Annotated in this window: 15 protein-coding genes; 2 read left to right on the plus strand and 13 right to left on the minus strand. The window is 70.8% G+C overall.

Translation table 11 applies throughout. From position 1 onward, the window contains the following. Positions 1-16 precede the first annotated feature (16 nt). Positions 17-805, minus strand: a complete 789-nt coding sequence (fliR, locus tag D9R12_RS09845; RefSeq protein WP_122230134.1) for a flagellar biosynthetic protein FliR — start codon at positions 803-805, stop codon at positions 17-19. A 19-nt stretch (positions 806-824) separates the two neighbouring features. Beyond that, on the minus strand, positions 825-1,094 hold the full coding sequence (locus tag D9R12_RS09850; protein ID WP_014159449.1) for a flagellar biosynthetic protein FliQ: 270 nt from the start codon (positions 1,092-1,094) through the stop codon (positions 825-827). A 395-nt stretch (positions 1,095-1,489) separates the two neighbouring features. Here D9R12_RS09850 and D9R12_RS09855 point away from each other — a divergent pair, with 395 nt between their 5' ends. After that, positions 1,490-1,831 (plus strand): endonuclease domain-containing protein, encoded by a 342-nt coding sequence (locus D9R12_RS09855; protein ID WP_122230136.1) that lies wholly within the window; start codon positions 1,490-1,492, stop codon positions 1,829-1,831. Between the two features lie 244 nt (positions 1,832-2,075). Here the strand turns inward: D9R12_RS09855 and fliP are convergent, their stop codons facing one another. From fliP to D9R12_RS09880, 5 genes are all read right to left on the minus strand, one after another. Next, complete coding sequence (fliP, locus tag D9R12_RS09860) at positions 2,076-2,942, minus strand: flagellar type III secretion system pore protein FliP (RefSeq protein WP_122230138.1); 867 nt, start codon at positions 2,940-2,942, stop codon at positions 2,076-2,078. Beyond that, positions 2,939-3,337 (minus strand): flagellar biosynthetic protein FliO, encoded by a 399-nt coding sequence (gene fliO / locus D9R12_RS16195; RefSeq protein WP_122230358.1) that lies wholly within the window; start codon positions 3,335-3,337, stop codon positions 2,939-2,941. Before fliO ends, fliP begins: the two co-directional genes overlap by 4 nt. Before the next feature lie 281 nt (positions 3,338-3,618). After that, positions 3,619-3,951: a flagellar motor switch protein FliN gene (gene fliN, locus D9R12_RS09870; RefSeq protein WP_122230140.1), complete on the minus strand. Its 333-nt coding sequence runs from the start codon at positions 3,949-3,951 to the stop codon at positions 3,619-3,621. Beyond that, complete coding sequence (fliM, locus tag D9R12_RS09875) at positions 3,948-4,952, minus strand: flagellar motor switch protein FliM (protein ID WP_122230142.1); 1,005 nt, start codon at positions 4,950-4,952, stop codon at positions 3,948-3,950. The genes fliN and fliM overlap by 4 nt, the downstream gene beginning before the upstream one ends. Next, positions 4,952-5,446 carry a flagellar basal body-associated FliL family protein gene (locus tag D9R12_RS09880; protein WP_014159455.1) on the minus strand — a complete coding sequence of 165 codons (495 nt, stop codon included), beginning with the start codon at positions 5,444-5,446 and terminating at the stop codon, positions 4,952-4,954. The genes fliM and D9R12_RS09880 overlap by 1 nt, the downstream gene beginning before the upstream one ends. Before the next feature lie 578 nt (positions 5,447-6,024). On the opposite strand from D9R12_RS09880, the gene D9R12_RS15795 reads away from it, so the two are divergent. Beyond that, the gene (locus tag D9R12_RS15795) at positions 6,025-6,201 is read left to right on the plus strand and encodes a hypothetical protein (protein ID WP_170159221.1); all 177 of its coding nucleotides are present in this window, start codon (positions 6,025-6,027) and stop codon (positions 6,199-6,201) included. Positions 6,202-6,255: 54 nt separating this feature from the next. Here D9R12_RS15795 and D9R12_RS09885 read toward each other — a convergent pair whose 3' ends face one another. The 6 genes from D9R12_RS09885 to fliF are packed head-to-tail and all read right to left on the minus strand — an operon-like array spanning position 6,256 to position 12,872. Next, the gene (locus tag D9R12_RS09885) at positions 6,256-7,647 is read right to left on the minus strand and encodes a flagellar hook-length control protein FliK (protein ID WP_122230144.1); all 1,392 of its coding nucleotides are present in this window, start codon (positions 7,645-7,647) and stop codon (positions 6,256-6,258) included. After that, positions 7,644-8,099 carry a flagellar export protein FliJ gene (gene fliJ / locus D9R12_RS09890; RefSeq protein WP_122230147.1) on the minus strand — a complete coding sequence of 152 codons (456 nt, stop codon included), beginning with the start codon at positions 8,097-8,099 and terminating at the stop codon, positions 7,644-7,646. Before fliJ ends, D9R12_RS09885 begins: the two co-directional genes overlap by 4 nt. 43 nt (positions 8,100-8,142) lie before the next feature. Further along, on the minus strand, positions 8,143-9,549 hold the full coding sequence (gene fliI, locus D9R12_RS09895) for a flagellar protein export ATPase FliI (protein ID WP_122230149.1): 1,407 nt from the start codon (positions 9,547-9,549) through the stop codon (positions 8,143-8,145). After that, positions 9,546-10,160, minus strand: coding sequence for a FliH/SctL family protein (locus D9R12_RS09900; protein ID WP_122230151.1), 615 nt, complete (start codon positions 10,158-10,160; stop codon positions 9,546-9,548). The genes fliI and D9R12_RS09900 overlap by 4 nt, the downstream gene beginning before the upstream one ends. Continuing rightward, a complete protein-coding gene (gene fliG / locus D9R12_RS09905; RefSeq protein WP_122230153.1) occupies positions 10,160-11,164 on the minus strand; it encodes a flagellar motor switch protein FliG in 1,005 nt (334 codons plus the stop codon). The genes D9R12_RS09900 and fliG overlap by 1 nt, the downstream gene beginning before the upstream one ends. Beyond that, the gene (gene fliF / locus D9R12_RS09910) at positions 11,157-12,872 is read right to left on the minus strand and encodes a flagellar basal-body MS-ring/collar protein FliF (protein WP_122230155.1); all 1,716 of its coding nucleotides are present in this window, start codon (positions 12,870-12,872) and stop codon (positions 11,157-11,159) included. The genes fliG and fliF overlap by 8 nt, the downstream gene beginning before the upstream one ends. Positions 12,873-13,168: the final 296 nt, after the last annotated feature.

Here is a 13,168-nt window from a genome sequence, read left to right on the forward strand (position 1 = left end):
TGTCAGGCGGCCGTGTTCAGCCAGTGACCGCGTGCGCGGCGGCAAAGGCCTGGTCGAACAGCGCCTGTACCGGGGCCTGCAGCTGGCGTGCCAGCAGCATCAGCAGGACCAGGCCGACCAGCAGCGAGACCGGCAGGCCGATCTGCATGGGATTGAGTTGCTGGGCCGCGCGGGCAAGGACCCCGAACGCGATATTCACCGCCAGCAGCGCCATGATCACCGGCAGCGCCAGCAGCACCCCGGCGCGCAGGCAGGCGCCGAAGAATTCCGGCACCGCCGACAGCACCGCCTGGCGATCGGGCAGGGCTGCGCCGATGGGCAGGTTGACGTAGCTGTCGGCCAGCAGGCTGATCAGCGCCAGGTGCCCGTCCAGGGTGAAGAACAGCAGCGAGAACACGAGGAAGAACCACTGCGCCAGCACCGGCGAGGACGCCCCGCTCAGCGGATCGGCCATGGTCGCAAACGACAGGCCCATGCCCTGGGACACCAGTTCGCCGGCCAGCTGCCCGGCCTCGAACGCCAGCCGCAGCATCAGGCCGATGGCGATGCCGACGGTGAACTCGCGCAGCACGCCCAGCACCGTGGCCGCATCGATCGCCATCGGCGGGGCCGGCGGCAATACCGTGGAAAGTGTGGCCGACAGGGCCAACACCAGGATCAGGCGCACCCGCGCCGGCAGAGTCCGGCCGCCGATCACCGGCAGCACCTGCACCGCCGCACCGATCCGCAGCGCATGCCACAGCACCGTGGCCAGCAGGCCGAACAGGTCCACGCCGGTGGACGTGGTCAGGGTCACGGTGTCCATGGCGCGCAGTGCCTGCCGCTTAGCCAATCAGCTGCGGGATGCGGTGGAACAGATCGACGGTGAAGCTGGTCAACCGGCCGAGCAGGAAGTTGCCGGCCACCGCCAGGGTCGCCACCAGGGTCAGCGCCTTGACCACGAAGGCGATGGTCGGCTCGTTGATCTGGGTGGCGGCCTGGGCGATCCCCACCACCACCCCGATCACCAGCACCGCCAGCAGCGGCGGCGCGCCCAGGACCAGGGCGGTCTCCAGCCCGCGGGAAATTTCGGTCATGGCGGTTTCGGGGGTCATGGCGTGCTGCGCGATGTTGAGAGGACGCGCCGGAAGCCCGGCGCCTGCGCAGGGCAGTTGCAAGGCGCGTGCCGGGGTTGGTGGGTGCGGCCCCCGGGGTGGTCGCTGCATGGGAGCGACCTTTCGCGGCAGAAGCGACCCCTCCCCAGCCCTCCCCTGCGCTGCGCGCAAGGGAGGGGGCAGAGCGCACGGCAACAGCGACGCCGGCAGGCTTTTCGCGCCCCTCGTCTGCGCTGCCGGAGGGCCGGGCCAATCCAGTCCGCTGACGACCAGGGCTTTTGGCCCCCTCCCTTGCGCGCAGCGCAGGGGAGGGTTGGGGAGGGGTTGCTTTGGGCTTCCAGCAGCCCCGCCAGCCTTGCTACGCTGGGTTGTCTTTCCAGACCCAGGACCCAGGCATGGATGCCTTGCGTCACCGCGCACGCACGCTGCGCAACGCCCCCACCGACGCCGAGCACCGGCTCTGGCAGCGCCTGCGCGGCCGGCAGCTGGCGGGCGTGAAGTTCCGCCGGCAGATGCCGATCGCAGGCTTCATCGCCGATTTCGCCGCGCCGGCGGCCCGATTGATCGTGGAACTGGACGGCGGGCAGCACGGCGCTCGGGCCCAGGCCGATGCGCGCCGGACCGCCGCCCTGAACGCGGCCGGCTACCGCGTCGTGCGCTACTGGAACCACGAGGTGCTTCAGCAGACCGATGCGGTGCTGGAGGACCTGTTGCGGCGGCTGGCGCTGCCGGACTGAGGCGCAAAGCGGAGGCGGAAGCAAAAGCAAAAGCGACCCCTCCCCAGCCCTCCCCTGCGCGCTGCGCGGGCAAGGGAGGGGGCGGAAAGCGGGTCAGCCTGGTTGTCGCCGTGTGCTCTGGCCCTCCCCTGCGCAAGGGAGGGGGCGAAAAGCGGGTCAGCCTGGTTGTCGCCGTGTGCTCTGGCCCCCTCCCTTGCGCGCAGCGCAGGGGAGGGCTGGGGAGGGGTCGCTTTTGCCCCTGGCGTCAGAACGGATTGAAGCTTGAGGCCAGCGAGCCGACCACCAGGACCCAGCCGTCGACCAGCACGAACAGCAGGATCTTGAACGGCGCTGAGATCAGCATCGGCGAGAGCATCATCATGCCCATCGACATCAGCACGCTGGCCACCACCAGGTCGATGATCACGAACGGAATGTAGATCAAAAACGCGATCTCGAAGGCGGTCTTCAGCTCGCTGGTCAGGAACGAGGCGGCCAGCACGCCGAACGGCACGTCCTGCGCATTGGCATAGGGCCCGGTGTGGGACAGGCCGGCAAAGGTCATCAGGTCGTTCTGCCGGACCTGGGCCAGCATGAAGCCGCGGAACGGGTCGATCGCCGCGCTCCATGCGGTCTTGAAGTCCATGGTCTTGTCCAGGTACGGCGCGATGCCGTGGGCCCAGGACGCATCGAACACCGGCGTCATCACCATGAAGGTCAAAAACAGCGCCAGCGCCAGCAGCACCTGGTTGGACGGCGTCTGGCCGGTGCCCAATGCCTGGCGCAGCAGGCCCAGCACGATGATGATCCGGGTGAAGGCAGTCATCCCCAGCAGCGCCGCCGGCAGCAGCGTGATGGAGGTCATCAGCAGCAGCACCTGCAGCGGCATGCTGACCTTCTCGCCGCCGACCTGGCCGACGTTGACCTGCGGCAGCTGCTGGCCGGCCAGGTCGGCGACGCTGGGCAGGCTGTTCTGCGCCGGCGTGGCGGCCGGGGCCTGGGCCTGCGGCGCGGCTGGTGCGGCGGCCTGCTGGGCCAACGCGCTGCCGGCCAGCGGCAGGGCAATGCCCAGCAACAGGACCACCAGCAGGCGGATCAGGCGGGCACGTGACCGGACACGCGGGCGGCTCACGGCTTTCTGCCCAAGCGTTGCGCCAGCACCTGGGCGAAGGCGGGTGGCGCCTTGGCCGGGGTGACGGGCAGCGGTGTGTCGAGCTGGTGCAGCAGGCGGGTGCCGCCGGCGCCGGTGCCCAGCACCAGCTGGGTGTCACCGACGGCCACCACCACCACCCGTTCGCGCGGGCTCAGGGACAGCGATCCGATCACCTTCAACGCCGGATTGCTGGCCCCGCCGATCCCCGGCATGCGCTTGGCCAGCCATCCCAATACCAGGATCAGGCCGACCACCAGGACCAGGGCGAGCACGGCGCCACCGATGCTGCCGGCGCCGCCGGGCGAAGCCGCAGGCGCACCGATCGGCGTGCCCAGCTGGGTGGTGGTGGCGGTACTGGCCGGGTGACCGGGCACGGTGAACTGCTTTTCGACCTGCGCCGGTGCGCTGGCTGGCGCGTTGCCGGCGAGTGCGGCGTCGCTGCCAGTGGCCCGGGCCTGTGTCGGCGCGTTGCCGGCAGGCGCGGCCGCGGCTGACGTGGCTTCGCGCTGGGCTGGCATCTGGCTGGCTTGATCCGGTGCAGCGGTGTTGCCGGCATTGGTGGAGGCAATGGCCATCGCCGGGACTGCGATCAACGGCGATGCGGCGCCCGCGCCGGGCGCCGGGTGGGCCGGCGCCGGTGCGGGCGCCGCAGGATTCACTTGAGCCTCTTGATGCGCTCGGCCGGGCTGACCACGTCGGTCAGGCGCACGCCGAAACGCTCGTTGACCACCACCACTTCGCCCTGGGCGATCAGGGTGCCGTTGACGAACACGTCCAACGGTTCGCCGGCGGCGCGTTCCAGCTCCACCACCGAACCGGCGGTGAGCTGCAGCAGGTCGCGGATCGGGATGCGGGTGCGGCCCACTTCCAGCGACAGCTGCACCGGCACGTCCAGGATGACGTCCAGGTTCAGGTCGCCGGCCACCGGCGCGCCGGGCTCGGCGGTCAGCGGATCGAAGGCGGCGGGGGCGGCGTTCTCGGTGCTCATGAGGCGACAGGCTCTTGGGAATCATTGGAGGAGGGCACGTGCGGGAACTGCACCTGGGTGACCTTGAAGGCGTTGAAGCCGTTGTGGGTGCCGAACTCGCCGACGGACATCGGCGTGCGTTCGACTTCCAGATGCACGGGGCGTGCCAGCTCGATCGGGATGATGTCGCCGACCTTCAGGCGCGACAGCTCGCGCAGGCTGATCTGACGATGGGCGATGGACAGGCTCACTTCCAGGCTGGCCTGTTCGATGGCCGTGCGCATCGCACGGGCCCAGGTGGTGTCCGGTTCGGCGTGCGGGCGGCGGGGGGCTTCCAGGTCCTCGCGCAGCGGTTCGAGCATCCTGTAGGGAATGGCGATGGCGAAATCGCCGCCGCCGGTTTCCAGCGCCACCGAGAACCGGCTGACCACCATGTGGTCGCGGCCGTCCATCAGCTCGCCGATCGGGGTGTAGGGATCGGGCGGCAGCGCCTGGAAATGCACTGCCAGCAGCGGTGTCCAGGCCTCGGCCAGGTCGGTGAAGGTCTGCTTGAGCATCAGCTGGATCACCCGCTGCTCGGACGGGGTGAACTCGCGGTTTTCAAGGCGCGCCGGCATCCGCCCGGTGCCGCCGAAGAAGTTCTCCACCACGGTGAACACCAGGCGCGGCTCGTACACCACCAGGGCGGTGCCCTTGAGCGGGGCCATGTGCACGCGGGTGACGCTGGCCGGCACCGGCAGGGCGTTGGCGTATTCGTCGAAGCGCAGCACGTCGGTGCCGCGGTAGGTCAGCTCCGGCGCACGCCGCAGCAGGTTGAACAGGCCAGTCTTGAAGTTGCGCACGAAGCGCTCGTTGACCGTGTCCAGTCCGGGAAGGCGGCTGCGCACGACACGGCCGGCGTTGTTGAAGTCGTAGCTGCGCACTTCGCCCGGCGCGGCGGCCGGACCCATGCCCACCGCGCCACTGTCCACGCCGTGGAGCAGGGCGTCGATTTCCTCCTGGGACAGCAGCTCCTCGCTCATCACTGCACGACCAGGCTGGTGAAGATCACCGCTTCGGGCTTGTTGGCGCCACCTTCGGCGGCCAGCACCTTCTTGACCTCCTCCAGCGCCGCCGCCTGCAGGCGCTCCTTGCCGCTGCGCTGGGCCAGCTGCACCGAGGTCTGCTGGCCGAACAGCAGCAGCAGGCGGTTGCGGATGGCCGGGGCCTGGGCCTCGATGGCCTTGAGCGTGTCCGGATCGCGGGTCATGAGCTGCACGTCGCACTGAAGGTAGCGGTTGGCATCGGTATCGGCCAGGTTGACCACGAAGGCCGGTTCCAGCGCGTAGTAGGTGGCCGCGGCCCTGGCGGGCGCAGCGCGGGGCCCAGCTTCGGCGGTCGCGGCATGCTTGGCGCCGCGCTGCTGCAGGAACCAGCCACCGGCCATGCCGCCGCCCAGCAGCACCACCGCGCCGATGATCAGCGGCAGCTTGCTCTTCTTCTTCGGCGCATCGGCCGCTGCGGGTTTGGTCGCCACGGGAACAACTCCGGTATTGATGGAAAAGGACTCCTCCGATGCCACTGCAAGCCGCGTGCCGCAGCCGCGGGGTTGCTGGCGGGTGGCGCGACGAAGCGCCGACGGTGGCGGCGGCGGGATTCCGTCGGCGGTCGGGCAGCAGGCGGCGATCAGGCGATCAGCGCAGCCGACTGGGGGCTTGCGGTGCCGATGTCGTACGGACCTCGCCTCGCCGGGCCGACCCGAAGCGCAGGTCGCGCGTGGGTTTCAGGCCCGGTCCGCGAGCTTGACGCCCGCCGCACCGGACCGAACAATCCCCGTGCCGGCCGCTCCGTGCGCAGGGCCGGGAAAAAAACCCGCCGCTGGGGGCAACCCCTTCATCGAACAGGGAAGGTAAAGATGACCGAGGCATGCACAGGCCCGCGCGCCCATGTCGCCACCACACCGCGCGCGTGCGCCACGCTGGACGATGAGCCGGTCACCGCTTGGGCCGGCCCGGCGCACGCGCGGGCTGGGTTTCAGGGCTGAAAACCGGGAACTTTCGAGCTGGCCTGGCCGACGCGCGCCAGGGCGACCTTTCACATCACCGGAGAACGAATATGGACATTCTCGAGTACGCACTGCTGGCCGTGGGCGTCATCTGCCTGGTCATCGGCTATCGCAGGAACAGCCGCAACATCTTGCTGGCCGCGGCCCTGGTGTTGTTCGCGGCAGCGGGCCTGGGCAGTTTCGTTGATGGTTTCGTTGACGGCTACAGCGGTCCCCTGGCGTCGTAGCGCTAGGGGCACCACCCGCGCCGGCGCTTGCGCCGGGTGCCACGGCGCGGGCGATCAGGCGTACTCGTCCAGCAGGCCGCGGCTGCGCACGAGGATCGGGGCGGGTGCGGCGGCAACGCCGGCCAGGGTGCCGGTGTCGCTGCCGCCGGTGACGCCGCGCGGTGCGGGCTGGCCCTGCCCGGATTGTTGCTGCGCCTGGCCCTGGCCGATGTCGGTGTTGCCCAGCTGCATGCCCTGCTGACCGAGCATTTCGCGCAGGCGCGGCAGGCTGGCTTCCAGTGCCTGACGCACCTCGGCACTGGCGCTGTGGAAGCTGGCGTTGACCTGGCTGCCGTCCAGCTGGATGCGCACATCGATCGGGCCGGCGTTTTCCGGGTTGAGGCGGATCTGCGCATGGCCAAGCTTCTGTTCGGCCATCCACCCGATGCGTGCGCCCAGGCCATCGTCGAAGCCATCGTCCGGGCGCGTCGGCATGGCCAGCGGCGTGGCGGTGACCGCGTTGCTGGTCAGCGGACGATCCAACGTGGGCGCGGTGGCGCCGGTGCCGGACAGGCCAAACAATGAAGTCCTGTCGTCCTTGTCGGTCTGCACCGCGAACGTGCTGCCAGCATCTGCGTCGGCCGCCACGTTCAGCGCCAGCTTGAGCGCATCGGCCGGCGTGTCGGTGGATGCGGCGGCCCTGGGATCGAGCAGCGCCGAGAGTGCGCCGGCCTGGGCCAGGCCCGGCGATTGCTGCAGCTGGCTGGCGGCATTGCTGGCCATCAGTGCCGAAGCCGTGCCGGTGCCTGCGCCGGTGGCGCTGGTGTCGGCGACCGGCAGGGTCACCGCGTTCTGCGCGGGCGGGGCCGGTGCAGCGATCGCCAGGCTGCCGGCCAGCAGCGCCAGCATCTGCTGGGACAGCGTGGTCTCGGCCGGCGGGGTGGCTTCAGCCGCGGGGTCGGCGTCGGTGGCCTCGGCGAACCTGGTCGCCAGCGGAGGCGTCGTGGCGGCATCGCCCGGTTCCTGCGCCCCTAGCGCGGCGCGCATCGACAACGCATCGGCCGGTGCCTCGGCGGCGGCCATCCTGGCGCTGTCCTTGGCCTGCGCAGTGGCCGAAGCGGCCGTCGTGCCCACTAGCTTGGCGGCATTGGCGGCCAGGGAGGCGGCCTGGTTGGTGGCGGCCGCCGCAGCGGCTGCGCCCTGCTGCAAGGAGGACACGTTGTGCATGGCAAGCGCCGTCGTGGTGGAGGGCGGCGGCGCCAGGCCAGCGGGGCTGGCCGCCGCGGGCGCAGCTGCGTCCTGGGGGGAAGCCGAGTTGGCGCTGGCATCGGCACTGGCGGCGAAGTCGGCGTAGCTGAGCCGGTCCTGCGCCGCCTCGCTGGGCGCGCGGGCATTGGCCAAGCCGCCGCCACCGGCGCCGGCCAGCAGCACGTTGCCCTGCGTTGCGGTGGCGTTGCCCACGCTCATGCGTCCTCTCCCGCGCTGATCGCCAGGGCGGTCACGTTGCTGCGACGGCTGCCGATCTCGTCCAGCTCGCGCTGGGCCTTGGCCTGTTCGACCTGTGCTTCCTGGGCGCGATAGCTGTCGGCCAGCTTCTCCAGCACCAGCGTCTGGCGGCTGGCCAGCATCAGGCGGGCGCGTTCGACGTCGCTGAGCTGGCGGCTCCTGTCGACGATGCCGGCCTGCTGTACCACGGCCGCATTGAGCCGCTCGCGGAAGGCGATGCGGTTGACCAGCAGCGCCGGCGAAATGGTCGCGTTGGCCGGCGAGGCGGCGTATTCCTCGGCGTAGCGGCGCAGCGCCTCCAGGCGCTCCTGCTGCTCGCGCACGGCCTGTTCGCGTTCGGCCACCGTGCGGGCGGCCTCATCCTGGCGCTGTTGGGTCACCTTGATCAGCGGGTCGAGCCGTTGGGAGCGCATGGTCGTGGGTCTCTTGCGTGGGGGCTTTCGTGGGTTGAAACGGTTACTGCGTGAGCGGGAACGGCTGGCCGTTGCCCTCGTCGAGCAGGCGCGAGAGCGCATCGCGGCTGGCGGCCACATCCGAGCACTCGCGCACGTCCTGGCCGAGGAAATTCTGGATCGCCGGCCAGCGCGCCAGCGCCTGGTCCACATTCGGATCGCTGCCGCGCTGGTAGGCGCCGATCGCGATCAGGTCGCGCTGGGCGTTGTAGGCGGCGATCAGGCGCTTGAGCTTGCGGATGTGTTCGCGCCAGGGCGCGTCGGTGATGTCCTGCATCACCCGGCTGACGGATTGCTCGATGTCGATGGCCGGGTACTGGCCGGCATCGGCGATGCGTCGGGTCAGCACGATGTGGCCGTCAAGGATGGCGCGCGAGGCGTCGGCGATCGGCTCCTGCTGGTCATCGCCTTCGGTCAGCACGGTATAGAAGGCGGTGATCGAACCGCGCCCGTCGGCGCCCATGCCGGCACGCTCCACCAGGGCCGGGAGCTTGGCGAACACGCTGGGCGGATAGCCGCGGGTGGTCGGCGGCTCGCCGACCGACAGCCCGATCTCGCGCTGGGCCTGGGCGAAGCGGGTCAGCGAATCCATCAGCAGCAGCACCTGCAGGCCCTGGTCGCGGTACCACTCGGCGATCGCGGTGGCGCGCAGCGCGCCATGCAGGCGCGCCAGTGGTGGACGGTCGGCCGGGGCGGCGACCACGACCGCACGGCGCAGGCCTTCCTCGCCCAGCGTGGCTTCGACGAAATCGCGCACTTCGCGGCCGCGTTCGCCGATCAGCCCGACCACGATGACGTCGGCCCCGGTGAAGCGGGTCATCATCCCCAGCAGCGTGGATTTGCCCACGCCCGAGCCGGCGAACAGGCCCACGCGCTGGCCGCGGCCGATCGGCAGCACGGCGTTGATCGCGCGCACGCCGACATCGAGCGACTCGCTGATCGGCATCCGCGAGAGCGGGTTGATCGGAGTGCCAGCCAGCGGCACGTAGCGTTCGGCGCGGATCGGGCCCTTGCCGTCCAGCGGTGCGCCTTCGTTGTCGATGACCCGGCCGAGCAGGCCTTCGCCGACGGCCACTTCGCCCTTGCGACGGGTCCAGACCACGCGCGCGTTGGGCAGCAGGCCCTGCAGGTCGCCGGTCGGCATCAGGTAGGTGCGGTCGCCGGAGAAGCCGACCACCTCGGCATCGACCCAACGTCCGCCGGAGGTGGCCACGCGGCAGCGCGAGCCCCTCGGCGCGCTGCAGCCGGAGGCTTCCAGGGTCAGGCCGACCGCGCGGCGCAGCACGCCTTCGCGGACCAGGCCCATGTGCGGCGGCTCCGGCGCGGCCGCGCGCAGCCGCTCGGCCAGGCGCAGGTTGCGTGCGCCCTGCAGGCCCTCGATCGTGGCGGCGCGGTGCGCGGTGGTGTTCATTGCGGGGTCGTGGCCTCGTCGCTGGCGGCCAGGGCGGCTTCCAGCACCGACTGCAGCCGTGCATGAAGCGTGCCGTCGATGCGCACGCCCTCGCTGTGCAGGCGCAGTTCGCCGCGGCCCAGGGCCGGGTCGGCGGTCAGGCGCACGCCGTCCAGGCCGGCCAGGTGCGGGGCGAGCACGCCGAAATCATCGCCGTGCAGGCGCAGTTCGATCTCGCGGCTGCCGCTGCCCACCGCATCCAGGGCTTCGCGCACCAGGTCGGCCAGCAGGGTCGGGTCGGCGGCATAGGCGCGTCCGACCAGCACCCCGGCGATGCGCACCGACAGGTCCGCCAGCGCATCGGCCACTTCGCCATCCAGGCGCGCCAGCGGATGGATGAAGCCATCCAGCACGCCCTGGATCTGGGCGATGCGGCGCTGCACCTCGGCCTGGCCGGCGGCGACACCGGCGGCATAGCCGGCCGCGTGGCCCTCTTCCTGGGCGGCGCTGCGGATCTGGTCGATCTCGGCGGCGGTCGGCGGCTTGGGCAAGGCCGGCTCGGCCGCGGCCGGCCCCAGGCCGGGGGCGTTCCAGCGCACCGCATCGGCGGCGGGTGCGAAGGGGCTGCGCATCAGATCAGGGCCTCGGCGCGGGTGCTGATGGAGATCTCGCCGGCCTCGGCCATCTTGCGGACCTGGTCCAGGATGTCCTTCTGCGCCGCTTCCACTTCGGCCAGGCGCACCGGGCCGCGCGCTTCCATGTCGTCGAGCAGGATCTCGGCCGCGCGCTGGGACATGTTGCGGGTGATCTTCTCGCGCACCCGCATGTCGGCGCCGCGCATGGCCAGGGCCAGCTTGTCGGTGGAGACCTCGCGCAGGATCGCCTGCATGGTGCGGTCGTCCAGCCCGGCCAGGTTGTCGAACACGAACATCAGGTCGCGGATTTGCGTGCCCAGGCTGTCGTCCACCTCGGCGATGGCCTTGAGCAGCGCTTCGTCCTGGCCGGCCTCGACGAAATTGAGGATGTTGGCCGCGACCTTGGCCCCGCCGATGGCCGAGGGTTTGGTCTGGCTGCCGGTGAACTGGCGCGCCATCACGTCATTGAGTTCGGCCAGCGCCTGCGGCGGGATGCCGTCCAGGGTGGCGATGCGCACCAGCAGGTCGCCGTGCAGCTCGGCCGGCAGGCACTTGAGCACTTCGGCGGCCTGGTCGCCTTCCAGGTGGGCCATGACGATGGCGATGATCTGCGGGTGTTCGTTGCGCACCAGCTGGGCAATGGCCTTGGGCTCCATCCACTTGAGCGCTTCCAGGCCGGGGGTGTTGCGGCCGGTCAGGATGCGGTCGATCAGGCCGCTGGCACGTTCCTCGCCCAGCGCCTGCATCAGCACGGCGCGCACGTACTCGTCGGCACCGTCGCCGATCTTGGCCGGCTGCTGCAGGGTGTCGACGAACTGGCCGATGATCTGCTCGACCACCTTGTGCGGGATGTCGCCGACGCTGGCCATGGCCAGGCCGAGCTTCTGTACTTCCCGGGCGCCCATGTGCCTGAGCACTTCGGCGGCCTGGGCTTCGCCCAGCGACAGCAGGACCACGGCCGCGCGCTGGGTGCCGCTGAGTTTTTCGTCCTGGTCAGCCATCGGAAGCCACCATCTCGCGCACGACCTGGGCCACGCGCTTGGGATCGGCGCTGGCGATCTCGCGCGCGCTCTGCAGTTTCTGGTCGAAGCCCGGGGCCGGCGGCAGCACCGGCTTGGGCGAATAGGCCGGGGAGAGCTTCACCGGCACGTCCTCGTCCTCCACCATCTCGCCGGCCACCGTGGGCATCACCTGCGGCCCAGCAGCCACCGGCGCCAGGGCGCTGCCGGCTGCGCCGCGCGGGGAGAGCATCGACCTGAAGGCCGGGCGCAGCACGAAGAAGATCAGTCCCAGCACCGCCAGCCCGCCCAGGACCAGGCGCGCGATCGTCAGGGTGCGCGGGTCCTGCCACAGCGGCACCGAAGTGTCCGGCGCGTCGATGGCCGACGCGGCGAACGGCGCGTTGACCACCGAGACCACATCCCCGCGCTGCTGGTCGTAGCCGATGGCCTGCTGGACCAGAGTCTGGATGCGCTTGAGTTCGGCGTCGCTGAGCGCGCGGCTGGCGGCGGGCTTGCCCGCGGCGGCCGGGGCACCGGCCACGTTGTCCACCAGCACCGCGGCGGTGACCCGGCGGATGCGCGGAGTGGCCTGGCGGGTATGGGTCAGGGTGCGGTCGATCTCGTAGTTGCGGACCGAGCTGCGCGTGCCCTGGCCACCGCCGGGATTGGCGGTAGCGGTGGCGTCGGCGGCCGGCGCGGCGCCATTGGCCGGTGCGGCCGGGCTGGCGGTGTTGGCCGGGGTCGGGGTGTTGCTGGCGCTGCCCGGCACGCCCTGGGCGTTGGCGTTGGAAGGGGACAGGGTGCCCGATTCGCTCAGCTGTTCGCTGCGCACGATCGCCGGCTGCGGGCCGTAGGTCTCGCTGGCCTGCTCGGTCTGGGCAAAGTCCATGTCCACGCTGACCTTGGCGCTGACCCGGCCAGCGCCGGTCATCGGCGCCAGCAGTTCCTCGATGCGCTGCACGTACATCGCTTCCTGACGGCGCTGCTGTTCGAACTGCTTGTTGCTGACCGCCTCCTCGCTGGTCGGATCGTCCTGCGAGAGCAGGCGGCCGAACTGGTCGACCACGGTGACCCGCTCGGGCGATAGGTCCGACACCGAGGAGGCCACCAGGCGCTCGATCGCATCGATCTGGTTCTGTTCCAGGGTCTGGCCGGCGTTGAGCTGCAGCACCACCGAGGCACTGGCCGGCTCGTTCTGGCGGGTGAAGGCCGACGGCTTGGGCATGGCCAGGTGGACCCGGGCTTCGCGTACCGGCCGCAGCTGGGTGATGGTGCGGGCCAGCTCGATCTCCATCGCGTGCTGGTAGCGCGCGTTCTCGACGAACTGGCTGGTGCCGAAGCCCTGGTCGCCCTGCAGCGACTCGTAGCCAGCCGGGTTGGCTGCGGCGATGCCGGCGCTGGCCAGGGCCATGCGCGCGGCACCGGCCTGGTCGGCCGGCACGGTCAGCGCGCCGGAGGCGGGGTCGAGCTTGAACGGGATCTGCGAGGTGCGCAGCGCATCGGAGGCCTCGGCGGTGGACTTGGCATCCAGCCCGGCCTGGACCATCACGTCGTCCGGCTTCTGGGTCCAGAAGAACAGCCACAGGCCCAGCGCGATGGCCGCTGCGGCCAGCACGAACACGCCCAGCTGGCGCACCACCGGGATGTCCTGGAAACGCCCGAGCTCGCGCAGGGCGTTGGCAGCTTTGGGAAGGGCGGTTGCGCTCATGGGTCAGGGGTCGGGTTGGGCTGGTGTGTCGGGGCGTGGGACGGGGACTGGTGACCCGGGACTCGGGACTCGGGACCCGGGACCCGGGACCCGGGAAAGCGTTCTGCTGTGGTCTTGTTGTCTTTTTCTGTCGGGACTTGGGACCCGGGACCCGGGTCCCGGGGAAAGCGTGTCCTGCCGTGGCCTTCTCGTCTTGGCGATTCAAGCTGTGGCGTGCGTCTTTCGATGTTGTCTCTGCTTTCCCGGGTCCCGGGTCCCGGACCCCGAGTCCCGGGGAAAGCGTGTCCTGCCGTGGC

The sequence above is a fragment of the Pseudoxanthomonas spadix genome (assembly GCF_003703395.1).
GTDB lineage: Bacteria > Pseudomonadota > Gammaproteobacteria > Xanthomonadales > Xanthomonadaceae > Pseudoxanthomonas_A > Pseudoxanthomonas_A spadix.

Excerpts from the sequence above, each read along its gene's own strand:
- fliF (WP_122230155.1), bottom strand. The coding sequence starts at position 12,872 with ATGAGCGCAACCGCCCTTCCCAAAGCTGCCAACGCCCTGCGCGAGCTC.
- fliN (WP_122230140.1), bottom strand. The coding sequence starts at position 3,951 with ATGAGCACCGAGAACGCCGCCCCCGCCGCCTTCGATCCGCTGACCGCC.
- D9R12_RS15795 (WP_170159221.1), top strand. The coding sequence starts at position 6,025 with ATGGACATTCTCGAGTACGCACTGCTGGCCGTGGGCGTCATCTGCCTG.
- fliG (WP_122230153.1), bottom strand. The coding sequence starts at position 11,164 with ATGGCTGACCAGGACGAAAAACTCAGCGGCACCCAGCGCGCGGCCGTG.
- D9R12_RS09850 (WP_014159449.1), bottom strand. The coding sequence starts at position 1,094 with ATGACCCCCGAAACCGCCATGACCGAAATTTCCCGCGGGCTGGAGACC.
- D9R12_RS09900 (WP_122230151.1), bottom strand. The coding sequence starts at position 10,160 with ATGCGCAGCCCCTTCGCACCCGCCGCCGATGCGGTGCGCTGGAACGCC.
- fliI (WP_122230149.1), bottom strand. The coding sequence starts at position 9,549 with ATGAACACCACCGCGCACCGCGCCGCCACGATCGAGGGCCTGCAGGGC.
- fliJ (WP_122230147.1), bottom strand. The coding sequence starts at position 8,099 with ATGCGCTCCCAACGGCTCGACCCGCTGATCAAGGTGACCCAACAGCGC.
- fliM (WP_122230142.1), bottom strand. The coding sequence starts at position 4,952 with ATGAGCGAGGAGCTGCTGTCCCAGGAGGAAATCGACGCCCTGCTCCAC.
- fliR (WP_122230134.1), bottom strand. The coding sequence starts at position 805 with ATGGACACCGTGACCCTGACCACGTCCACCGGCGTGGACCTGTTCGGC.
- D9R12_RS09855 (WP_122230136.1), top strand. The coding sequence starts at position 1,490 with ATGGATGCCTTGCGTCACCGCGCACGCACGCTGCGCAACGCCCCCACC.
- D9R12_RS09885 (WP_122230144.1), bottom strand. The coding sequence starts at position 7,647 with ATGAGCGTGGGCAACGCCACCGCAACGCAGGGCAACGTGCTGCTGGCC.